The sequence below is a fragment of the Geodermatophilus sp. SYSU D00766 genome (genome assembly GCF_054049915.1).
This window is the reverse complement of record NZ_JBJGYI010000001.1, coordinates 278208-299931: the sequence shown is the minus strand read 5'-3', so window position 1 is coordinate 299931 and position 21724 is coordinate 278208. Positions and strand designations below refer to the sequence as shown.

The window sequence follows — 21724 nt, the reverse complement described above, 5'->3', positions numbered from 1 at the left end:
GCACGTGTGGTCGGTGACACGGGCCGACACGCCGGGCCGGACGGCACCGACTGCTCACCGGGCAGTGGGGCCCCGCGGTCCGGTCAGGTCCGCGGCGCCGCGCGGGGGAGGGCCAGCGCCGCGACCAGCCCGGCGGCCACGACCGCGGTGCTCGCCGCGAACGCCACCTGGTAGGACGCGACGTCGGTGAGCCAGCCGGCCACCAGCGGGCCGGCGACGGCACCGAGGTCGGCCGCCATCTGGAACACCGCCACGACCCGGCCGCCCCGCGCCGGGCTCACGTCGCCGACCAGCGCGGCCGGCACGCTGGCCAGCAGCGCGGCGGCCAGGCCGTAGGTCGCCATGGACAGCAGGAAGACGCCGGTCTGCGGGGGCAGCACGAGCAGCGCCAGCGCCGCGGTGCCGGTCGCCGTCCCCAGCAGCAGGCTCGGCCGCCGTCCCCAGGTGTCGGCCAGCCGGCCCGACCGCAGCAGCGCCAGCGCCTGCGCCGCGGAGCCGGCCAGCAGGCCGGCGCCGGCCCACGCCGCGCTGCGGCCGAGCTCCTCGGTCACGTACAGCGGCACCAGCGAGTTGCGGACGCCGAACAGGACCCAGCCGATGCCGAGGTTGACCACCAGCGCCGCGACGTAGGCCCGGGAGCGCAGCGCGGCCCGCAGCGGCAGCGGCTCGGCGGGCGGCCCGGTGGGGTCCTCGCGGGCGCCGGACCGGACGACGTCCGGTGCCCGCAGCAGGACCAGCGCCACCGCGCCGGCGACGAGCAGGAACCCCGCGTAGAGGAGGAACGGCAACCGAGGGGACAGGGTGGCCAGCAGGCCGCCGGCCGCGGGCCCGGCGATGCCGCCGAGGATGAACCCGCCCTGGTAGGTGGCCGCGGCGCGCCCCCGGTGCGTCGGGGGCGAGACCCGCAGCAGCAGCGCGAGGGCGGCCACGGTGAACATCGCGCTGCCGATGCCGCCGGCCGAGCGCAGCGCGAGGAAGACGGGGAAGGACGTCGCCAGCCCGGCCAGGCCGGTGGTGACCGCGACCAGCACCAGCCCGGTGGCGAGCACCAGGCGCTCGCCGACGCGCTCGACCAGCGAGCCCCCGCCGAACGCGGAGACGAAGCGGAAGAAGGCGAAGGCGCTCACCGCCAGGCCCACGGCCGTCGTCCCGACGCCGAAGGAGCGGGCGAACAGCGGGATGGCCGGGGCGACGATGCCGAACCCGAGCGCGACGACGAACGCCACGACCGCCAGCACGCCGACCTCGCGGGGGAGCCCCGCTGCCCCCCGTCGCAGCACGGGCTGGATGCTCGCAGGTCGCGCCGGGAGGTCGTCGACCGGACCCCCGGGTACCGGGCGTGAGTGCCCACCCGCCGCCAGGTGCTGCTCGCCGCAGGCGCCGGCCTGCTCGCCGGGTGCGGCGCCCGGCTGCTGCCGGGGGACGGGGACGCGGCCCTCCTGACCGCGCGCCTCCCGGGCGCCGGCGACGGGCCGGTCCCGGCCCCGGGGACCCGCGCGCTGGGCCTGGAGGAGACCCGGGACACCCTGCTGCACGTCCCGGCGGCGGGGGTCGGGGTGCCGGCGCCGCTGGTGGTCGTCCTGCACGGCGCGGGCGGGGACGCCGAGGCCGGGCTCGGGCTGCTGGAGGTGCCGGCCGGCGAGCACGGGCTGCTGCTCCTGGCGCCGGCCTCCCGCGGCCCGACCTGGGACGCCGTCGCCGGGGGCTACGGCCCCGACGTCGCCGTGCTCGACCGGGCGCTGGCCGCGGTCTCCCGCACCGTCCCGGTCGACCCCGCGCGGGTCGCCGTCGCCGGGTTCTCCGACGGCGGGTCCTACGCGCTGGGCCTCGGCCTGGCCAACGGGCGGCTGTTCCGGCGCGTCGTGGCGTTCTCGCCGGGGTTCCTCCCGCCGGGCCCGCGCAGCGGCCGGCCGCCGGTGTTCGTGTCCCACGGCACCGCCGACGGCGTGCTGCCGGTCGACCGGACCAGCCGACGGGTCGTGCCCGCGCTGCGCGACGACGGGTACGACGTCACCTACCGGGAGTTCGACGGCGGCCACGTCGTCCCGCCCGAGGTGGCCCGGGAGGCCGCCGGCCTGCTCGGCTGAGCGGCGGCGTCAGCCGACCTCCGCGGCGAGGGCGCGGATCGGGCCGGACCACGCCCCTGGGGCGGTCCACACGAAGCTGTGCGCCCCGGGCACCGAGGCGAACCGGCCGTCGCGGGCGAGGCCGGCCAGCGCGCGGGCCCACTCCTCGGTGCAGATCCGGTCCTCGCGGCCGTGCAGCACCAGCACCGGGACCGGCACGCGCGGGACGGCGTCCTCGAGGCGGTCGGCCAGGTGGGCCCGCAGGGCGTGCACGATGCGCCGCGTGCCGGCGCGCTGCCGCTCGGGCCGGTGGGCCTCGTCGAGGTCCGGGGGCTCCAGCCGGTGGTTGCGGTACCAGGCGCGCAGCACGCCGCCGAGGCTGCGGTACCGCGGGTCGACCGTCGGGCCGGCCAGCACCAGCCCCCGCACGCCGGGCGGGTTCCGCAGCGCGGCGCGGGCGGCGACCTGCGTGCCGCCGGAGTGCCCGGCCAGCACCACCCGCTCCAGCCCCGCGGCCGCGAGCCAGGCGACCACGGCGTCGCCGAACTCGACGACGTCGAGCTCGTGCGGCGGCTCCCCGCTGCCGGAGAAGCCGGGCAGCTCGACGAGGTGGGCGCGGGTCCAGGTCCCCAGCGCCCGCAGCCCCGGGACGAGGTAGTCGGACACGCCGATGCCCTGCACGACGGCGACCTCGGCGACGCCGGCGCGGGGCCGGCCCACCGAGCGGCTGTGCACCCGGCCGTACGGCGTCTCCCGGTCGGCCGGGACGAGGTCGGTGGACAGCGGGCACCTCCAGCGGCCGGGCGGTGCGGCACCAGGGCCAGTGTGTCCGCGCGGCCTCCCGGGTGCGCGACGTCCGGGTGGCTGGTTGGCTCGCCGCACGCGGCCGGAACAGGTCGGCCGCCCGGGCCGCTGACGGGAGACGACGTGGCCACGACCATCGCAGGGATGTCCAAGCAGACGGCGGCGCGGGCGCTGGGAGCCGCCGGCGTGGCGTTCGGGGCGCTCAGCGTCCTCGCCCCGCGCGCGGTCGCGGCCGGCTACGGCGTCCCCCCGACACCGCAGGGCCTGCAGCTGCAGCGCCTGTTCGGCAGCCGCGCGCTGGCCGTCTCGGCCACCGCGCTGACCGCCCGCACCCCCGAGGAGGTCGACCGCAACCTGGCCCTGGTCGCCGCGGCGAACCTCCTCGACGTGGTCACCGCGCTCGCGGCGGCCGCCGGGTCGGGCCGGACCACCACCGTGCGGGCGGTGGCCAGCTCGGCGCTCTACGGCGCGGCGGCCCTGGCGGTCCGCGCGATGCGGGACTGACGGCGGACGAGCGGCGCAACGGCGAGCAGCCCCCGGGCAAGCCGCTGCCCGACGTCGTCGCGCCCGACCTCGACGTCCTCTTCTGCGGGATCAACCCGTCGCTGCTCTCCGCCGCCCGCGGGCACCACTTCGCGCGGCCGGGCAACCGGTTCTGGCCGGCGCTGCACCTGGCCGGGCTGACCCCGCGCCGGCTGGCCCCCGAGGAGGACCGGGAGCTGCTGCGCCACGGCCTCGGGGTGACCAACCTGGTGGACCGGCCCACCCGGACGGCGGCCGAGCTCTCGCCGGAGGAGCTGCGCGACGGCGCCGCGGCACTGGCCGTCCTCGTGACCGGGTACCGCCCGCGCACCGTCGCCGTGCTGGGCATCACGGCCTGGCGGCTGGCCACCGGGTCACCGCGCGCCGGGTGGGGGCGGCAGGACGCCTCGATCGGCGGCGCGCAGACCTGGGTGCTGCCCAACCCCAGCGGCCTGAACGCGCACTTCCAGCTGCCCGACCTCGCCCGCCTCTACGCCGGCCTGCGCCGCTGAGGCAGCCGGCGGGCACCGGCCTGCGCCTCCTGCGCCAGCCGGCCGACCAGCGCGACGGCGCCGCCGAGGTCCAGCCCCGCGCCCTCGGACTGCCCGGCGACCAGCTCGTCGTCGGGCAGCGCCTCCCGGGTGGCCGCCACGTAGCGCTGCCCGTCGAGCGGGTCCATCCGCAGCGGGTCGTAGCCGACCAGCCGGGCGTTGGCCTGCACCGCCCCCAGCAGCACCGCGGCGGTGTGCGGCTCGCCGGCGGCGGTGGCCGTGCCGACGGCGGCCAGCAGCCCGGCGAGGGTGCCGGTGGCGTCGCCCTCGCGGTGGGTGAGCTCGAGCATCTGCCACAGGTCGGCCAGCGCCTCGGCCGGCCGGCCGACGTCGGTGAGGACCTTGGCGCGGATCCACAGCACCGACGAGTGCGCCCACGAGTGGCCCAGCTCGACGGCGAGCCGCTCGGCGCGGGCCAGGTGGTCCAGCGCGCCGTCGACGTCCCCGGCGACCCGGGAGAACTGCCCGAGCGTCATGGCGATCTCGACCTGCACCCACTCGATGCCCGACGCCTGCGCCAGCTCCAGGCCGCGGGCGATGTCCTGCGGCGTCTGCGCGTCGGGGTCGGGCTGGCCGATCAGCGCCCGCACGAACCCGCGCAGGACCAGCGCCAGCGCCAGCACGCCGTCGGACTCGTCGGGGGCGGAGGTGACGATCTCGTTGGTCCGCGCCCAGATCGAGGGGACGTCGCCGGAGAGGTAGGCCAGCAGCGCGTCACCGAGCAGCGCGCCGCTGCGCACCTGCGGCGGCGCGTCCGGGGTCGCCTCCAGCGCGGCGGCCAGCCAGCGGCGGCCCTCGGCGACGTGCCCGCGGCGGTACCACCACCACGACAGCGCCGAGCCGATGCGCAGCGCCGCCTCGCCCTGGCCGGTGGCCAGCGCGTGCCCCAGGGCGGCGCGCAGCGCGGGCTGCTCGGCGTCGAGCCGCCGGGCGCTGGCGGTCCACTCCGGACGGCGCAGCGTCGGCTCGAGCCGCTCGGTGAGCTGCACGGCGAAGCCGGTCAGCCGGTCGCGCAGCCGCCGCGCCTGCGCCTCGTCGAGGCCCTGCTCGGCGTACTGCCGCAGCGTCTCGAGCATCCGGTACCGGCCGGCGCCGTGGTCGAGCTCGACCAGGGACTTGGCCACCAGCACCCGCAGCAGCTCCAGCGCCCCGCCGTCGACCTCCGGGCCGGCGACGGCCTCGACCAGGTCGGGGCCGAAGGTGCCCGGCAGCACCGCCACGGCGCGGTAGACCGCCAGCTCCGCTGGGGAGAGCAGGTCCACGCTCCACTGCACCGTGGCCGCCAGGGTGCGCTGGTGCGGCACGGCGGTGCGCCAGCCGCCCGACAGCAGGGCGAAGCGGTCGTCGACCCGCCCGGCGACCTCCGCCAGCGGCAGGGTGGTCAGGCAGGCGGCGGCCAGCTCCACCGCCAGCGGCAGCCCGTCGAGGGCGGCCACGAGCTCGCGGACCTGCGCCAGGTCCGCCTCCGACGGGTCGGCCAGGTGCGGGGCGGCCAGCCGGGCGCGGTCGAGGAAGAGCCGCTCGGCGTCGCTGCCGGGGGCGCCGGCCGGCATCGGCCCGCAGGGCAGCACCGCCTCGCCGGGCAGGCCCAGCGGCTCCCGCGAGGTGGCCAGCACCCGCAGCTCCGGGCAGCGCGGCAGCAGCTCGGCGCAGGCGGCCGCGGCCGCCTCCACCACGTGCTCGCAGTTGTCCAGCAGCAGCAGCAACGGCCGGTCGGCCACGGCGGTGGCGACGGCGCCCAGCGGGTCCCCGCCGGCGAGGGTGACGCCGAGGACGGTGGCCACCTGCGCGGCGACCAGGTCGGGGTCGGTGACGCCGGCCAGCTCGACGAGCGCGGCCGGCGGCCCACCGTCCGGGCGCCGCCGGGCGGCCTCCAGCGCCAGCCGGGTCTTGCCGCTGCCGCCGGGGCCGACCAGCGTCACCAGCCGCGGGCCGGCCAGCGCGGCGGCGACCTGGGCGAGCTCGCGGTCCCGGCCGACGAACGCGGTCAGCGGCACCGGCAGCGGGCGGCCGAGCCGGACGGCGGGCCGCTCGGGCGCGGGCGCCGCCGGCGCGGCGGCGGGTGCGGCGGGCGCGGGACGGGGCGCGCCGGCCGCGGCCAGGGCCGGGTCCTGGCGCAGGATCTGCCCGTACAGCGTCTGCAGCGGCCGGCCGGGGTCGACGCCGAGCCCGTCGGCGAGCAGCCGCCGGCCCTCCTCGTAGACCTCCAGCGCCTCCGCCTGCCGGCCGCACCGGTACAGCGCCAGCATCAGCGAGGCGCGCAGCCCCTCGCGCAGCGGCTCGGCGCGCAGCAGCTCCCGGACGTCGTCGACGATCTCGGCGTGCCGGCCCAGCCGCAGGTCCAGCTCGGCGGCGAGCTCGCGGGCGGCCAGCCGCAGCTGCTCGAGCCGCTCGGACTCCTCGACGGCGAAGGTGGCCGACACGTCGGCGTAGGCCGGGCCGCGCCACAGCGCCAGCCCCTCGGTGACCGCCTCGCGCGCCCGCTCGACGTCGCCGCGCGCGGCCAGGTCGCGGGCGGTGCGCAGCAGCTGCACGAACCGGACGGCGTCGACGTCCTCGGGGGCGACCTCGAGCCGGTAGCCGGGCTCGCGGGTGACCAGCAGGGTCCACCGGCCGCCGGTGACGTCGGGCTCGAGCTCGCGGCGCAGCCGGGACACGATCGACTGCAGCGTGGCCGACACCGCCGCGGGCGGCTGGCCGCTCCACACCCGGTCGACGAGCAGGTCGACGGGGACGGTGCGGCCCGGGTCGACCAGCAGGGCGGCCAGGACGGCGCGGTGCTTGGGGGACTGGGGCGCGAGGAGGGTGCCGTCGCGCCGCACCTCCACGGGTCCCAGCACGCGGAACGAGGTGCCGGTCATCGCGCGGCAGCCTAGGAACCGGAACGCCTCCGTGGTGGTGTAGCCACTCCATCGAGTCCGGTCCGTGACCTGCCCCCGGGCGGCCGACCGTGCGCTGACCGTGCGCTGACCTGGCGCCCAAGCGCCCGGCAAGGGCGCACCAAGGACGGCGGCCGACGCTTGCGCTGCACCGTCGCCGCGCACCTGGGAGAACCCCCGTGACCTCCGCACCCGTCCTGCCCGCCGTCCTCCCGCCCGACCTGTCGGCCGCGCTGCGGTCCCGGCTCTCGCCCGCGGCGGAGGTCCGCGAGGACGCGGTCGTGCAGGTGGCCGAGGCCGCCGACGTCGCCGCGGCGGTGCGGCTGGCCGGCCGGCACGGCGTCGGGCTCGCCGTCCGCGGGCCCGGGCGCGGGGCCGGACGGGCGCGGCGGCTGCTGGTCGACCCCGACCGCCTGACGGAGGTGACCGTGTCCTCCTCGGGCTGGGCCCGGGTGGGGGCCGGCGTGCGCTGGCGCGACCTGGCCGGGGAGGCGGGCCGGCGCGGCCTGACCCCGCTGACCGGCGGCTCGGCGGCCGAGCGGGTCGCCGACACGGTGACCGGGGGCGGCGTCGGCCCGCTGGCGCGCACCTACGGCCTGGCCGGCGACCGGGTGCGGGCGGTGGAACTGGTCACCGGCGACGGCGCGCTGCGGCGGGTCACGCCGGCCGAGGAGCCCGGGCTGTTCTGGGGCGTGCGCGGCGGCGGCGCGGCACTGGGGGTGGTGACCGCCGTCGAGCTGGACCTGCTGGCCGCCGGCCCCCGCTACGGCGGGCAGCTGCGCTGGGCGGCGGCCGACGCGGAGCGGGTGCTCGACGCCTGGCGGGCGTGGACGCCCACGCTGCCGGCTCAGGCCGGAACCTCGCTGCTGCTGACCCGGCCGCGCTCCGGCGAGTGCGGTGTGACGGTGCGCTTCGCGTGGGCGGGGGACACCGAGGACGGCGTCGAGGTGCTCGACGGGCTGCTGCGCCCGCTGGCGGCCACCGCGCGCCCGCTGGACTCCGAGATCGCGCCCCGCGGCCCGGCCGGGCTGGCCACCCGGGAGCAGGAGGCGGGGATCGGGTCCTCGCTGCTGCCCGACCGGGTCCCCGACGACGCCGCCGCCGCGCTGCTGCGGGCCGTGCGCGGTGCCCGGCCCCGCACGGTGGAGGTGCGGCTGCTCGGCGGCGCGCTGGGCTGGGTCCCCGAGCGGGCCAGCGCCGTCTGCCACCGCGACGCCCGGCTGGCGGTGCGGCTGGTCGGCGGCACCGGCGCCGAGGACCGCGCGGCCACCCGGGCGGCCGCGGCGGAGCTGGCCGACGCGTTCGACACCGACCTGGCCGGCCGCGAACCGGCGCACGGGTTCGCCGCGGTGCCCGACGTGCTGGCCCGCACGCCCACGCCGTCCGCGCGCGACCGGCTGGCGGCCCTGGCGGCCACCGCCGACCCGCACCGCATCCTCGAGGGCGCCGCCGGCGGCGACCGCCGCGGGGACTGAGGCCGGTCAGCCCGCGGCGGCGTGCGCCGCGTCGGGCGAGGGCTCGGACTGGAAGTCGGCCTGCCACAGGTCCGGGCCGAACACCTCGTACTGGACGTCGCGCGGGGGGACGCCCCGGTCGATGAGCGCGCTGCGCACCGCCCGCATGAACGGCAGCGGTCCGCAGAGGTAGTAGACAGCGTCGTCGGGCAGGTCCACCGCGTCGAGGTCCATGACGCCGGCGTGCACGCCGTCGACCGGCAGGGTGCCGGTGGCCCCGCGCTCGTACCAGACGTGGATCCGCGCGCCGGACAGCCGCCGGACGTCGCCGAGCACCTGCTCGCGCAGGGCGAAGGACTCCTCGTCGACGTCGGCGTGCAGCAGCGTGATCGGCGGGTGGGAGCCCGCCGCGGTCAGGTGGGAGAGCATCCCGGCCATCGGGGTGACGCCGATGCCGGCGCTGGCGAAGACCACCGGGCGGCCGGAGTCGTCGAGGACGACGTCGCCGAAGGGCAGCGACATCGTCAGCCGGTCGCCGACGCCGACCCGGTCGCAGAGGTGGGTGGACACCTCGCCGTCGGGCCTGCCGTCCCCGTGCACGCGCTTGACCGAGAACTGGCGGTGCTCGCCGTCGTCGGCCCGGGTGAGGCTGTACTGCCGCGGCTGGCGCACGCCGTCGGGCATCGGCACCTGCACCGTCACGTACTGGCCGGGCAGCGAGGTCCTGACCAGCCGGTCGTCGACCCGCCGGACCCGGAAGGTGACGACGTCGGCGGTCTCCTGGACCTTCTCGGTCACCTCCCACTCGCGCCAGACCGTCTCCGGGCGCACGCCGCGGGCGCTGTAGAGGCCGCGCTCCTGGTTGATCAGGGCGTAGGCCATCAGCCAGTAGACCTCGTCCCACGCGGCGGCGACCTCCGGCGTCACCGCGTCGCCGAGGACGTCGGCGATGGCCCAGAACAGGTGCTCGTGGACGACGTCGTACTGCGCGGGGGTGATGCCGAGCGAGGCGTGCTTGTGCGCGATGCGCGAAAGCAGGCGCTCGGGTACCTGCTCGGGCGTCTGCACCAGCGTGCTCGCGAAGACGGCGACCGACCCGGCGAGGGCCACCTGCTGCTCGCCGGTGGCCTGGTTGCCGCGGTTGAAGACGCCGTCGAACAGCTCCGGGTGGGCGCCGAACAGGTGCGCGTAGAACCGCTGGGCGATCTCGCCGACGTGCTCGGCGACCACCGGCAGCGTCGCCTCGATGACGGGTCGGGAACGGTCGGACAGCATCGGTCCTCCTCGGACGGTCGACGGACGCGGCTCCCGACCCTGCCAGGAGGGACTGCGCACGGCGACTGCTGCCGTACCGGTACGACTCTGGCCGTCCGTTGTGATCGTCGTTACAGTGCCCGGACGACGGTCCGGCCACCCGGCCGGCCGAGGCCAGGCTCACGGGGGGCCCGCGTGGACATTCCGGCGATGCGCGCCAACTTCGCGAAGGCCGCGGCCGCGGGGGACGAGGCGCCGCTGTGGTTCTACGCGCACCTGTTCCTCGCCCACCCCGAGACCCGGCAGCTGTTCCCGGTCTCGATGGCCCACCAGCGCGACCGGCTCTTCGCCGCGCTCGGCGAGGTGGTGGCCCGGGTCGACGACCTCGACGCCCTCGTGCCGATCCTGCAGCAGCTCGGCCGCGACCACCGCAAGTTCGGCACGGTGGCCGAGCACTACCCCGCGGTGGGCGCGAGCCTGCTCGCCACCCTCGAGCACTTCGACGAGGAGTGGGACGAGGCGCTGGCCGCGGACTGGACGGCGGCCTACGAGCTGGTCGCCCAGGTGATGGTGCAGGCCGCCGAGGACATGTCCGACCAGCCGCCGTGGTGGGACGCGGAGGTGGTCGCCCACGAGCGGCGCACCGTCGACACCGCCGTCCTGCGCCTGCGGTCGAAGGTCCCGCTGCCCTACCGCCCCGGGGAGTCGATCTCGCTGGAGACGGAGCTGCGGCCCCGGCTGTGGCGCTACTACTCGCCGGCCAACGCCTGCCGGCCCGACGGCGAGCTGGAGATCCACGCGCGGGCCCAGCCGGGCGGCCCGGTCAGCACCGCGCTGGTGCGGCAGGTCCACGTCGGCGACGTGCTGCGCCTGGGGCCCCCGGTGGACCACATGCGCTTCGACCCCGACTCCGACCGCGACCTGCTGCTGGTGGCCGGCGGGACGGGGCTGGCGCCGCTCAAGGCGATCGTCGACCACGTCGCGCGCAACGGCGGCGCGCAGCGGCGGGTGGACCTGTTCGTGGGCGTCCGCCTCGAGGAGGACCTCTACGACCGCGAGGACCTCACCCGGCTGGCGCAGGACAACCCGTGGCTCACCGTCACCGTCGCCGTCTCCGAGGACGAGCACACGCAGTTCGCCCACGGCGACGTCGGTGCGGTGGTCGCCCGCTCGGGGCCGTGGGGGAGCAGGGAGGCCTACGTCGCCGGCCCGCCGGCGATGGTCGACGACACCGTCGACAGGCTGCGGCAGCAGGGGCTGCCCGAGGAGCGCATCCGCACCGAGGTGTTCGCACCCAGCCGCCCCGGACCCGATGTGCACGGAGAGGTGACGACATGAGCACGACCCCCGAGCCCGCCGGCCCCGTCGGCCGGCGACTGAGCCCGGCCGACGTCCGCGACGTCCGGTTCGGCCGGTCCTCGGTGTTCCGCCCGGGCTACGACGACGTCGAGGTGGACCGCTTCCTCGAGCGCGTGGGGGAGGAGCTGTCCCGGCTGCACGCGGAGAAGGCGGAGCTGCGCGACCGGGTGCACGCCCTGCAGGCCCGCCTCGACGACGACGCCCCGCGGGCGGAGGCCCCCTCGGCGCAGGCCGTGGGCATCCTCGCGGCCGCGCAGCAGACCGCCGACCAGTACGTCGCCGAGGCCGAGGCGATCAGCCGGGTGATGACCGCCGAGGCGCGCGAGCACTACGAGGAGCAGGTGCGGGAGGCGCGGGAGAAGGTCGGCGCGATGATCCAGGCCGCCCACGAGGCCGCCTCCCGGATCGCCGCCGCCCAGGGCACCGCGGCCGCCGCGGCCCAGCCCGCCGGCGTCGACACCCGCACCGAGGAGGAGCTGCAGGAGCAGGTGCGGTACCTGCAGGCCTTCGGGCAGGCGTGCCGCACGCAGCTGCGCGCCTACCTCGAGGCGCTGCTCGCCGACGTCGAGCGCGAGTGGGGCGCCGCCTCCCCGCAGGCCGTGCCGGTGGCGCCGCGCCCGCAGGCCGAGCCGCTGCGGGCCGACCCGGCACCGGCCGCGGCGATCGCGGCGTCCGACCCGGCGGCGTCCGGTGGCGAGGGGTCGGGCCCTCCGTCGTCCGGCACGGCCGAGCCCCGGACGGTGGAGGCGGCAGCGGTGCTGCTCAGCGACGAGTCGCTGCGCGGGCAGGAGGCCGGCCGCCGGCAGTGAGCCGGCGGCCCGGCCCCGTCACGCCGCCGGGTGCGGGCGGGCCAGCCGGGCGGCGAGCACGTCCTCGGGCAGCACCGCCTGCCCGGTCGTCCCGCGCCCGAGCAGCCGGCCGTGCGCGTCGACGGCGGTCAGCGCGCAGGTCAGCCGGTTGCCCTGCACCTGCGTGCAGGTCGCGGTGACCCGGACCCGGTCGCCCACCCACGCCGGCGCCAGGTGCTCCACCGACACCGCCGTCCCGACGCCGGCCTCGCCCGGCTCGAGGTGGGCCAGCAGCAGCTTGCGGCCGGCCTCCTCGAAGTGCTTGGCCATCGCGTAGGTGGCGTAGACCGGGTGCACCGGGCCGAGCTCGTCGAAGTCCACGGTCATCGCCGCGGTGACGACGACGTCGAGGACGGCGCTCTCGCCGGCGTCGACCGGGGTCACGCGTCGAAGTCGACGGTGACCGCGTCGGACAGCGGCAGGGTCTGGCAGGTCAGCACGTAGCCGGCCTCGACCTCGGCCGCCTCCAGCGCGTAGTTGCGCCGCATCTCCACCTCGCCGTCGGTGACCCGTGCGCGGCAGGTGCCGCAGACGCCGCCCCTGCAGGCGAAGGGCAGGTCGGAGCGGACCCGCTGCGCGGAGTCGAGCACCGGGACGTCGCGGGGGAGGGCGAGGGTGGTCGAGCGGCCGTCGAGGACGACGGTGACCTGGCTGCTGGGGCCCTCGACGGTCTCGTCGTCGCCGCGCACCGGCTGCGGCGGGACGTCGTCGACGTAGAACAGCTCCTGGTGCACCCGCTCGGGCGGGACGCCGAGGCCGGTGAGCAGCTCGCGGGCGTCGGTGACCATGCCGTGCGGGCCGCACAGCCACCAGTGGTCGACCTGCCCGGCGTCGACGAACGTGTCCACCAGCGTGCGCAGCCGCTCGGCGTCGAGCCGGCCGGTGGTCAGCTCGGCGTCGCGGGGCTCGCGGGAGAGCACGTGCACCAGCTGCAGCCGGGTGCCGTAGCGGTCCTTCAGGTCGGCCAGCTCGTCGGCGAACATGACGGTGTTGGTGCGCCGGTTGCCGTAGAAGACGGTGACGGTCGACTCGCCGTCGCGCAGCACCGAGCTCGCCAGGCTCAGCGCGGGGGTGATGCCGGAGCCCGCGACGACGAAGACGTGGTCGGCCGGCTGCGAGAGGTCGGCGGTGAAGGTGCCCGACGGCGGCAGCACCTCGATCGCGTCACCGGGCCGCACCTCGTGCACCAGGTAGGAGGAGAAGAAGCCGCCGGGGACCTCGCGCACGCCGACCCGCGGCGGGGCGCCCACCGGCGCGCAGATGGAGTAGGAGCGGCGCTCGTCGCGGTCGCCGTCGACCCGGCGCAGGGTGAGCGCCTGCCCGGGCCGGAAGGCGTAGTCCTCGGCCAGCTCGGGCGGGACGTCGAAGGTGACGGCGACGGCGTCGTCGGTGAGCTGCTCCACGCGGGCGACCCGCAGGGGGTGGAACTGCGGCCGGCGGCGGGTGGGTGCGCTCAACTCAGATCTCCTTGACGTGCTCGAACGGCTCGCGGCAGCTCCGGCAGCGGCGCAGCGCCTTGCACGCCGTCGACCCGAACTCGCTGAGCTCCTCGGTGTCGGGGGAGCCGCACAGCGGGCAGGACGCCGTCCGCCGGGGAGGGCCCAGCTGCAGCGGCACGGGGCCGGCGGGGCGGTGCGGCGCCGGGCCGGGCGGGGCGATGCCGGCGGCGGCGAGCTTGCGGCGGCCGACGTCGGTGATCCAGTCGGTGCTCCACGCGGGGGAGAGCACGGTGCGGACCTCGACGTCGTCGAAGCCGGCCGAGTGCAGCGCGTGCAGCAGGTCCGCGCGCATGACGCCCATCGCCGGGCAGCCGCTGTAGGTGGGCGTGATGTCGACGACGACGGTGCCCTCGTGCACCCGCACGTCGCGCAGCACGCCGAGGTCGGCGAGCGTGAGCGTGGGCAGCTCGGGGTCGGTGACGGTCTCGGCGACCGCCCGCGGGTCGGTGCTCACCGCCGTCACCAGGTGGCCGCCGGGTGCTGGCGGGCCAGGCCCTGCAGGGTCTCCAGCAGCGCGGCCACCTCGGGGCCGTGCTCGCCGAGCCGGCCGCGCGGCGGCGCGTCGGCCGGCCACGGGGGCACCGGCAGCGTCGCGCGCTCCAGCACGGTGGTGAGCACGTCGCGCACCTCGGCGCGGACGTCGGCGGGGTCGACGGCGACGCCGGCGGCGACCAGCCGCCGCTCCACGTCGGTGGCGGTGAACACGTCGGCCAGCAGCGGCCACACCGCGTCGACGCCGTCCTGCGCCCGGCGGGAGGACTCCGCCGTCCCGTCGCCGAGGCGCAGCACCCAGCGGGCGGCATGGTCGCGGTGGTAGGTGAGCTCGTGCACGCCCTTGGCGGCGATCGCGGCGAGCACCGGGTCGCGGGAGTCCCGCAGCCGGGCGAACACCGCCAGCCGGACGGTGGCGGCCACCAGCAGGCGGACCATCGTCTGCCCGAAGTCGCCGTTGTCCGCGGCGGCCAGCGCGGTGCAGCGGAACTCGTCGGGGTCGCGGAAGTAGGCCAGCGCGTCCTCGTCCGGGATCGACGCGGACGCCCGCTCGCGGGAGCGGCCCAGCACGCCCACCGACCCGGCACGGGCCAGCAGCAGCCGGGCCTGCCCGAGCAGGTCGAGCGCGACGTTGGCGATCGCCACCTCCTCCTCGAGCTCGGGCGCGGCGGTCACCCACTCGGTGAGGCGCTGGGCGAGGACTAGGGCGTCGTCGCCGAGCATCAGGCAGTAGGTGCCGAGGTCGGTGCGGTCGACGCCGTCGGGGACGGTGGTGTCGACGCCGGCCAGCGGCTCGTCGAAGCCGGTGCCGAACGCCCAGTGCCCCTCGCCGCCGTGCGCGTGGTCCAGCGCGTCGTAGACGGTCTCCTCGTGCCCCATCTCAACCGTTCCTTCCGTGGTGGACGCGCCCAGCCGGTCGGCCCCCTCTCAGGGCCCCGCCGCCCGAGGTACGAGGGCGGCGGGGGGAGAGGGGGTCCTTCTCACATGTGGGGGACGTCCTCGGGGATGTCGTAGAACGTCGGGTGCCGGTAGACCTTGTCGCCGCTGGGGGCGAACATCGGGTCCTTCTCGTCGGGGCTGGAGGCGGTGATGTCGGCCGCCCGCACCACCCAGATGCTCACGCCCTCGTTGCGGCGGGTGTAGACGTCGCGGGCGGCGTGCACCGCCATCTCGTCGTCGGGGGCGTGCAGCGAGCCCACGTGCACGTGGTTGAGGCCCCGCTTGCCGCGCACGAACACCTCGTACAGCGGCCAGTCGCGCCGGGCGGTCGACGCCTGCGGCTCGACGGGCACCTCCGGCCCGGTCGGGACGGCGCCGTGCCCGCCCTCGGCGGTGACGTCGGTGCTCACGCGGCGCTCCCGGCGTGCTCCCCGGCGTGCTTGGCGGCGTACGCGGCCGCGGCCTCGGTCACCCAGGCGTTGTCGTCGCGGGCGGCCCGGCGGCGGGCGACGCGGACGGCGTTCATCGGGCCCTCGCCGCTGATGACCCGCTTGAACTCCGCCCAGTCGATGGCGCCGAAGCGGTGCCTCCCGGCCGCCTCGTCCCACACCAGGTCCGGGTCGGGCAGCGTCACGCCGAGGAACCGCGCCTGCGGCACGGTCATGTCGACGAAGCGCTGGCGCAGCTCGTCGTTGCTGTGCCGCTTGATGCCCCAGGCCATCGACTGCGCCGAGTTGGGGCTGTCGTCGTCGGGCGGGCCGAACATCATCAGCGAGGGCCACCACCAGCGGTCGACGGCGTCCTGCACCATGGCCCGCTGCTCGGGGGTGCCGCGCACCATCGTCATCAGCAGCTCGTAGCCCTGCCGCTGGTGGAAGGACTCCTCCTTGCAGACGCGGATCATCGCGCGGGCGTAGGGCCCGTAGGAGGAGCGGCACAGCGGCACCTGGTTGCAGATCGCCGCGCCGTCGACCAGCCACCCGATGACGCCGACGTCGGCGTAGGTGAGCGTCGGGTAGTTGAAGATCGAGCTGTACTTCTGCCGGCCCTCGATGAGCTTGTCGGTGAGGTCGGCCCGGTCGGCGCCGAGGGTCTCGGCGGCCGAGTACAGGTACATCCCGTGGCCGGCCTCGTCCTGCACCTTGGCCAGCAGGATCGCCTTGCGCCGCAGGCTCGGGGCGGCGAGCAGCCAGTCGCCCTCGGGCTGCATCCCGATGATCTCGGAGTGGGCGTGCTGGGCGATCTGGCGGACCAGCGTCTTGCGGTAGCCCTCGGGCATCCAGTCGCGCGGCTCGATCCGGTGCTCGGCGGCGACGGTGGCGTCGAACCGCTCCTGCAGCGACGCCTCGTCGGGGGTGCCGGCTGCGGTGCGGTCCAGGGTGGGCGCTGACATCGGGGTCCCTCGTTCGCGACGGCGGGAGGTCAATTACTGACCGGATGGTCGGTATCAGTGTGCACGACGCCGCGGGCCGGCACAACCCGGGCACGGGAGGGCTTGACAGCACCCGGCCGGGGGGAGTCCGATACCTGACCATCCGGTCGGTAATGGCGTCCCCGTGGCGGGTGCCGGCCGCCCGGCGACGACGCCCGCGCACCTCCCGGAGGCCTGCCGAGATGACGGTCCTGACCAGCGAGACGCCCCGGCGCCTCGGTGTCGCCCCCGAGCCCGGGACGCTGGACCCGGCCGAGCGGGTGTCGGTCGACGAGCTGCGCGCCCTGCAGCTGGAGCGGCTGCGGTGGTCGCTGCGGCACGCCTACGACAACGTGCCGCACTACCGGCGGGCCTTCGACGACGCGGGCGTGCACCCCGACGACTGCCGCGAGCTCGCCGACCTGGCGCGGTTCCCGACGACGAGCAAGGCCGACCTGCGGGAGAACTACCCCTTCGGCATGTTCGCCGTCCCGCAGGAGCAGGTGCGCCGCGTGCACGCCTCCTCCGGCACCACCGGACGGCCGACCGTCGTCGGCTACACCGAGCGCGACATCGACACCTGGGCCACCGTCATGGCCCGCTCCATCCGCGCCGCCGGCGGCCGGCCCGGCGACACGCTCCACAACGCCTACGGCTACGGCCTGTTCACCGGCGGGCTGGGCGCGCACTACGGCGCGGAGAAGCTCGGCTGCACCGTCATCCCGATCTCCGGCGGGATGTCGGCCCGCCAGGTGCAGCTGATCACCGACTTCCGGCCCCGCGTGATCATGGTGACGCCGTCGTACATGCTCGCCCTGATCGACGAGTTCGAGAAGCAGGGCCTCGACCCGCGGGCCAGCAGCCTCGAGGTCGGGATCTTCGGCGCCGAGCCGTGGACCGAGCAGATGCGCCGGGAGATGGAGGAGCGCCTCGACATCCAGGCCGTCGACATCTACGGCCTGTCGGAGGTCATGGGCCCCGGCGTCGCCCAGGAGTGCGTGGAGACCAAGGACGGCCTGCACGTCTGGGAGGACCACTTCTACCCGGAGGTCATCGACCCGGTCACCGGCGAGGTCCTGCCCGAGGGCGAGGTCGGCGAGCTGGTGTTCACGTCGCTGACCAAGGAGGCCATGCCGGTCGTCCGCTACCGCACCCGCGACCTCACCCGGCTGCTGCCCGGCACGGCCCGGCCGGGCATGCGGCGGATGGAGAAGGTCACCGGCCGCACCGACGACATGATCATCCTGCGCGGCGTGAACCTCTTCCCCACCCAGATCGAGGAGGTCGTGCTGCGCACCCCGGGGCTCTCGCCGCACTTCGGGCTGGAGCTGGTCACCCGTGGCCGGCTCGACCACCTCGTCGTCCGGGTCGAGGCCCGGCCCGACTGCCCGGCCGAGCGGCGGGACGCGGCGGCCCGGGAGGTCGCCGAGGGCGTCAAGGAGACCGTCGGCTCGAGCGTCGAGGTCCTCGTGGTGGACCCGGAGACGCTGCCGCGGTCGATGGGCAAGCTGCAGCGGATGGTCGACTCCCGGGCGAGGGCGTGACCGAGACCCGGGTGCGGCGCGGGCGGCCCGGGCACTCGCTGGACAGCCTGCTCGACGTCGCCGTCGCGGTGTTCAACGAGCGCGGCTACGACGCCACGAGCATGGAGGAGCTGGCCGCGCGGCTCGGGGTCACCAAGTCGGCGATCTACCACCACGTGACCAGCAAGGTCGAGCTGCTGCGGCTGGCCCTCGACCGCGCGCTCGACGCCCTGTTCGCCGTCACCGAGGAGCCCGCGGCCACCACCGGCCCGGCCATCGACCGGCTCGAGCACGTCGTGCGCGGGTCGGTGCGGGTGCTGGCCGCCGAGCTGCCGTTCGTCACCCTGCTGCTGCGGGTGCGCGGGAACTCCCCGGTCGAGCAGGCGGCGCTGCAGCGGCGCCGCGAGTTCGACCGCGTCGTCACCGACCTGGTGCGCGCCGCCGAGGAGGAGGGCGACGTGCGCCCCGACGTCGACCCCGCCGTCACCAGCCGGCTGCTGTTCGGCACCGTCAACTCGCTCACCGAGTGGTACCGCCCGGGCGGCAGCCTCTCGGTCGACGCCCTGGCCGACGCGCTCGTCACCACCACCTTCGAGGGCCTGCGGGCCCGCTGACCCCTGGAGACCCGCATGACCGCACCCCTGCTCGAGAGCTACGCCGCCGGCCGGTGGTACGCCGCGCCCGACGAGGGCACGCCGATCGCCGACGCCGTCACCGGCGAGACCGTCGCCCGGATCAGCAGCACCGGCCTCGACGTCGCCGCGATGCTCGACCACGCCCGCACCGTCGGCGGCCCGGCGCTGCGGGAGCTGACCTTCCACCAGCGCGCCGGGCTGCTCAAGCAGGTGGGCCTGCGGCTGATGGCCGACAAGGACGCCTTCTACGCGCTGTCCCGGCGCACCGGCGCCACCGACGGCGACAGCGCCGTCGACGTCGACGGCGGCTTCGGCACGCTGCTGTCCTACGCGAGCAAGGGCCGCCGCGAGCTGCCCGACGACACGGTCGTCCTCGACGGCGCGGTCGAGCCGCTGGGCCGGCGGGGCACCTTCGCCGGCCAGCACCTGTACACGCCGTTGCGCGGGGTCGCGGTGCAGGTCAACGCCTTCAACTTCCCCGTGTGGGGGTTCCTGGAGAAGCTGGCGCCGGCCTTCCTCGCCGGCGTGCCGACGATCGTCAAGCCGGCCGGCCAGACCGCCTACCTGACCGAGGCCGTGGTCCGCGCGATCGTCGGGTCCGGGCTGCTGCCCGAGGGGTCGGTGCAGCTGCTGGCCGGCAGCCCCGCCGGGCTGCTCGACGGGCTGGCCGGGCAGGACCTCGTCTTCTTCACCGGCTCGGCGGCGACCGCCCGCAAGCTGCGCAGCCACCCTGCGGTCGTGGCCAACTCGGTGCGGTTCAACGCCGAGGCAGACTCGCTCAACTGCTCGGTGCTCGGCCCCGACGCGACGCCGGAGACCCCCGAGTTCGGGCTGTTCGTCGACCAGCTGGTCACCGAGATGACGGTCAAGGCCGGCCAGAAGTGCACCGCGATCCGCCGCGCCCTCGTGCCGCGGGAGCTGGTCGACGACGTCGTCGAGGCCACCCGCGAGCGGCTGGCCCAGGTCGTCGTCGGCGCGCCGGGGGCCGACGGCGTGACGATGGGCGCGCTGGCGAGCCTCGACCAGCGCGAGGAGGTGCTGCGCGCGCTCAAGGCGCTGCGCGGGGTCGCCGAGCTGGTGGCCGGCGACCCCGAGCACTTCGACGTGGTGGGCGCCGACCGCGACCGCGGCGCGTTCCTCCCGCCGCTGCTGCTGCGCTGCGACGACCCGGCCGCCGCCGAGCCGCACGACGTCGAGGCGTTCGGCCCGGTCAGCACCGTGCTGCCCTACGACGGGGTCGCCCAGGCGGTCGAGCTGGCCGCGCGCGGGCAGGGCAGCCTGGTCGGCTCGGTGGTCACCCACGACCGGGAGTTCGCGCGGGCCTTCGTGCTCGGCGCCGCGCACGCGCACGGCCGGATCCTCGTGCTCGACCGCGACGATGCCGGGGAGAACACCGGCCACGGCTCGCCGCTCCCGGTGCTGGTGCACGGCGGCCCCGGCCGCGCCGGCGGCGGAGAGGAGCTCGGCGGCATCCGCGGCGTGCTGCACCACATGCAGCGCACCGCCGTGCAGGCCTCGCCCGACGCGCTGACGGCCATCGGCGGCCGCTGGGTGACCGGCGCGCAGCGGCGCGACGACGGCGTCCACCCGTTCCGCAAGTCGCTGGCCGAGCTGCGCATCGGCGACTCGGTGACCGCCGGCCCGCGCCCGGTGACGCTCGCCGACATCGAGCACTTCGCCGAGTTCACCGGCGACACCTTCTACGCCCACACGGACGAGGAGGCCGCGCGCGCCAACCCGCTCTTCGGCGGCCGGGTCGCGCACGGCTACCTGATCGTGTCCTGGGCGGCGGGGCTGTTCGTCGACCCCGACCCGGGCCCGGTGCTGGCCAACTACGGCGTGGACGACCTGCGGTTCCTCACCCCGGTCAAGCCGGGGGAGGAGCTGACGGTGACGCTGACGGCCAAGCAGATCACCCCGCGCGGCGGCGCCGACCACGGCGAGGTGCGCTGGGACGCCGTCGTCGTCAACGGCGAGGGGAAGCCGGTGGCCACCTACGACGTGCTGACCATGGTCGCGAAGACCTGGCCGCCGGTGGCCGCGGGCAGCTGAGGCGTCCCGGGGTCAGGCGGCTGCCCAGCGGATCGGCAGCCGCTTGACCCCGCGCTGGAAGTTCGACCGCAGCAGCGCCGGGGGCCCGTCGAGCTGCACGGTGCGCGTCCGCCGCAGCAGCTCGGCGAACAGCGCGCGCATCTGCACGCGGGCCAGTTGCGCCCCGAGGCAGAAGTGCGGGCCGTGGCCGAAGGACAGGTGCGGGTTGGGGGCGCGGCCGACGTCGAAGCGGTCGGGGTCGGCGAACACGGCCTCGTCGCGGTTGGCCGAGGTGAACGACACGACCACCTTGTCCCCGGCCGAGACGCGCACGCCGGCCAGGTCGACGTCGGTCGTGGCGGTGCGGCGGAACACCATGACCGGGGTCCACCAGCGCAGCACCTCCTCGACCGCGCCGGGCAGCAGCGACGGGTCGGCGCGCACCGCGGCCAGCTGCTCGGGGTGCTGCAGCAGCGCGATCAGCCCGCCCGGGAGGCCGTTGCGCAGCGTCTCGTTGCCCGCGACGGCGAAGAGCCAGAACAGGTTCTCGAACTCCTCCGTGCTCACCTGGCCGCCGTCGTCGTCGACCTGCGCCAGCAGGACCGACATGACGTCGGCGCCCGGTGCCCGGCGCTTCTCCTCGGCCAGCAGCCGGGCGTAGGCGTAGAGGTCGGGCATGCCGGCGCGGGTGCGCGGGTCGGGCATCCGCCCGTCCGGGCCGGGGGCCGGGCGCAGCGCCAGCGCCTCCCGCGCCATCGCCGTCCCGCCGGTGCCGTCGAAGGCGGCCGACGTGGCGTAGTCGGGGTCCTGCCAGCCGATCACCCGGTTGGACCAGTCGAACATCAGCCAGCGGTCCTCCGCCGGCACGCCGAGCACGTCGGCGAGGGTGAGCAGCGGCAGGTCGGCGGCGACGTCCCTGGCGAAGTCGCACCGGCCCTCGGCGGCGCCGGCGACCGTGCGCTCGACCAGGCCGGCCGCTGCGGCCCCGATCGCCTCCGTCAGCGCGGCGACCGCGCGCGGGGTGAACGAGCGCGACAGCAGCCGCCGCAGCCGCGAGTGGTCGGGCGGGTCGGTGTTGAGCATCATCCGGCGCACCCACGCCAGGTCGGCGGCGTCGCGGACCTGGGTGGCGCCCAGCCACGAGGAGAACGTCGCCGGGTCGCGCAGCACCCGCTCCACGTCGGCGTGCCGCAGCACCAGCCAGAAGCCGGGACCGGCCGGCTGGCCGTGCAGTGCCGGCTCCTCGACCCACACGACCGGGGTCTGCGCGCGCAGCCGGCGCAGCAGGTCGAACGGCGGGCCGGTCTCGTAGGTGACCGGGTCGACCAGCGCGAGGGTCTCCGCGTCGGACAGCGGGGGGACGGTCCCCGGCGGTCGGCTGCTCACCCCGCGAGTCTCGTGTCGGCCCGGCGGGCGGACAAGGTGCGGCGCGCACCGGGGGGATGGGCACAAGCGCC

General features: G+C 76.7%; 20 protein-coding genes. 9 read left to right on the top strand and 11 right to left on the bottom strand.

Annotated features, from left to right (window positions below; translation table 11 throughout):
* Positions 1-83: 83 nt before the first annotated feature.
* Entirely contained in the window at positions 84-1280 is a 1197-nt protein-coding gene (locus tag ACI8AD_RS01330) for an MFS transporter (protein ID WP_456868756.1), read from the bottom strand.
* A gap of 63 nt (positions 1281-1343) precedes the next feature.
* Here ACI8AD_RS01330 and ACI8AD_RS01325 point away from each other — a divergent pair, with 63 nt between their 5' ends.
* Positions 1344-2087, top strand: a complete 744-nt coding sequence (locus ACI8AD_RS01325) for an alpha/beta hydrolase (protein WP_456868755.1) — start codon at positions 1344-1346, stop codon at positions 2085-2087.
* Between the two features lie 9 nt (positions 2088-2096).
* Here ACI8AD_RS01325 and ACI8AD_RS01320 read toward each other — a convergent pair whose 3' ends face one another.
* A complete protein-coding gene (locus tag ACI8AD_RS01320; RefSeq protein WP_456868754.1) occupies positions 2097-2786 on the bottom strand; it encodes an alpha/beta fold hydrolase in 690 nt (229 codons plus the stop codon).
* A 207-nt stretch (positions 2787-2993) separates the two neighbouring features.
* Between ACI8AD_RS01320 and ACI8AD_RS01315 the strand changes: the two genes are divergently transcribed.
* Positions 2994-3374 (top strand): hypothetical protein, encoded by a 381-nt coding sequence (locus tag ACI8AD_RS01315; protein ID WP_456868870.1) that lies wholly within the window; start codon positions 2994-2996, stop codon positions 3372-3374.
* Positions 3371-3904: a G/U mismatch-specific DNA glycosylase gene (gene mug, locus ACI8AD_RS01310; protein WP_456868864.1), complete on the top strand. Its 534-nt coding sequence runs from the start codon at positions 3371-3373 to the stop codon at positions 3902-3904. The genes ACI8AD_RS01315 and mug overlap by 4 nt, the downstream gene beginning before the upstream one ends.
* Here mug and ACI8AD_RS01305 read toward each other — a convergent pair.
* Positions 3883-6804, bottom strand: coding sequence for a BTAD domain-containing putative transcriptional regulator (locus ACI8AD_RS01305; protein ID WP_456868753.1), 2922 nt, complete (start codon positions 6802-6804; stop codon positions 3883-3885). The two genes, mug and ACI8AD_RS01305, sit on opposite strands and share 22 nt — an antisense overlap.
* A 197-nt stretch (positions 6805-7001) precedes the next feature.
* Between ACI8AD_RS01305 and ACI8AD_RS01300 the strand changes: the two genes are divergently transcribed.
* Positions 7002-8297, top strand: a complete 1296-nt coding sequence (locus ACI8AD_RS01300; RefSeq protein WP_456868752.1) for an FAD-binding oxidoreductase — start codon at positions 7002-7004, stop codon at positions 8295-8297.
* 6 nt (positions 8298-8303) lie between these two features.
* Here ACI8AD_RS01300 and ACI8AD_RS01295 read toward each other — a convergent pair whose 3' ends face one another.
* Positions 8304-9551 carry a globin domain-containing protein gene (locus ACI8AD_RS01295; RefSeq protein ID WP_456868751.1) on the bottom strand — a complete coding sequence of 416 codons (1248 nt, stop codon included), beginning with the start codon at positions 9549-9551 and terminating at the stop codon, positions 8304-8306.
* Positions 9552-9740: 189 nt separating this feature from the next.
* On the opposite strand from ACI8AD_RS01295, the gene ACI8AD_RS01290 reads away from it, so the two are divergent.
* Complete coding sequence (locus tag ACI8AD_RS01290; protein WP_456868750.1) at positions 9741-10868, top strand: globin domain-containing protein; 1128 nt, start codon at positions 9741-9743, stop codon at positions 10866-10868.
* Complete coding sequence (locus ACI8AD_RS01285) at positions 10865-11698, top strand: DivIVA domain-containing protein (protein ID WP_456868749.1); 834 nt, start codon at positions 10865-10867, stop codon at positions 11696-11698. Before ACI8AD_RS01290 ends, ACI8AD_RS01285 begins: the two co-directional genes overlap by 4 nt.
* Positions 11699-11716: 18 nt before the next feature.
* Here the strand turns inward: ACI8AD_RS01285 and ACI8AD_RS01280 are convergent, their stop codons facing one another.
* From ACI8AD_RS01280 to paaA, 6 genes are all read right to left on the bottom strand, one after another.
* Complete coding sequence (locus tag ACI8AD_RS01280) at positions 11717-12121, bottom strand: thioesterase family protein (RefSeq protein WP_456868748.1); 405 nt, start codon at positions 12119-12121, stop codon at positions 11717-11719.
* Complete coding sequence (gene paaE / locus ACI8AD_RS01275) at positions 12118-13194, bottom strand: 1,2-phenylacetyl-CoA epoxidase subunit PaaE (RefSeq protein ID WP_456868747.1); 1077 nt, start codon at positions 13192-13194, stop codon at positions 12118-12120. The genes ACI8AD_RS01280 and paaE overlap by 4 nt, the downstream gene beginning before the upstream one ends.
* A 1-nt stretch (position 13195) precedes the next feature.
* Entirely contained in the window at positions 13196-13690 is a 495-nt protein-coding gene (gene paaD / locus ACI8AD_RS01270) for a 1,2-phenylacetyl-CoA epoxidase subunit PaaD (RefSeq protein WP_456868746.1), read from the bottom strand.
* Between the two features lie 5 nt (positions 13691-13695).
* Complete coding sequence (gene paaC / locus ACI8AD_RS01265; RefSeq protein WP_456868745.1) at positions 13696-14607, bottom strand: 1,2-phenylacetyl-CoA epoxidase subunit PaaC; 912 nt, start codon at positions 14605-14607, stop codon at positions 13696-13698.
* A gap of 101 nt (positions 14608-14708) precedes the next feature.
* Positions 14709-15077 (bottom strand): 1,2-phenylacetyl-CoA epoxidase subunit PaaB, encoded by a 369-nt coding sequence (paaB, locus tag ACI8AD_RS01260; protein WP_456868744.1) that lies wholly within the window; start codon positions 15075-15077, stop codon positions 14709-14711.
* Positions 15074-16060 (bottom strand): 1,2-phenylacetyl-CoA epoxidase subunit PaaA, encoded by a 987-nt coding sequence (gene paaA, locus ACI8AD_RS01255; protein WP_456868743.1) that lies wholly within the window; start codon positions 16058-16060, stop codon positions 15074-15076. Before paaA ends, paaB begins: the two co-directional genes overlap by 4 nt.
* A 221-nt stretch (positions 16061-16281) precedes the next feature.
* Between paaA and paaK the strand changes: the two genes are divergently transcribed.
* The 3 genes from paaK to paaZ are packed head-to-tail and all read left to right on the top strand — an operon-like array spanning position 16282 to position 20288.
* A complete protein-coding gene (gene paaK / locus ACI8AD_RS01250) occupies positions 16282-17622 on the top strand; it encodes a phenylacetate--CoA ligase PaaK (RefSeq protein WP_456868742.1) in 1341 nt (446 codons plus the stop codon).
* Positions 17619-18215, top strand: coding sequence for a TetR/AcrR family transcriptional regulator (locus tag ACI8AD_RS01245; protein ID WP_456868741.1), 597 nt, complete (start codon positions 17619-17621; stop codon positions 18213-18215). Before paaK ends, ACI8AD_RS01245 begins: the two co-directional genes overlap by 4 nt.
* 15 nt (positions 18216-18230) lie before the next feature.
* Positions 18231-20288 (top strand): phenylacetic acid degradation bifunctional protein PaaZ, encoded by a 2058-nt coding sequence (paaZ, locus tag ACI8AD_RS01240; protein WP_456868740.1) that lies wholly within the window; start codon positions 18231-18233, stop codon positions 20286-20288.
* A 12-nt stretch (positions 20289-20300) separates the two neighbouring features.
* Here paaZ and ACI8AD_RS01235 read toward each other — a convergent pair whose 3' ends face one another.
* On the bottom strand, positions 20301-21653 hold the full coding sequence (locus ACI8AD_RS01235; RefSeq protein WP_456868739.1) for a cytochrome P450: 1353 nt from the start codon (positions 21651-21653) through the stop codon (positions 20301-20303).
* Positions 21654-21724: the final 71 nt, after the last annotated feature.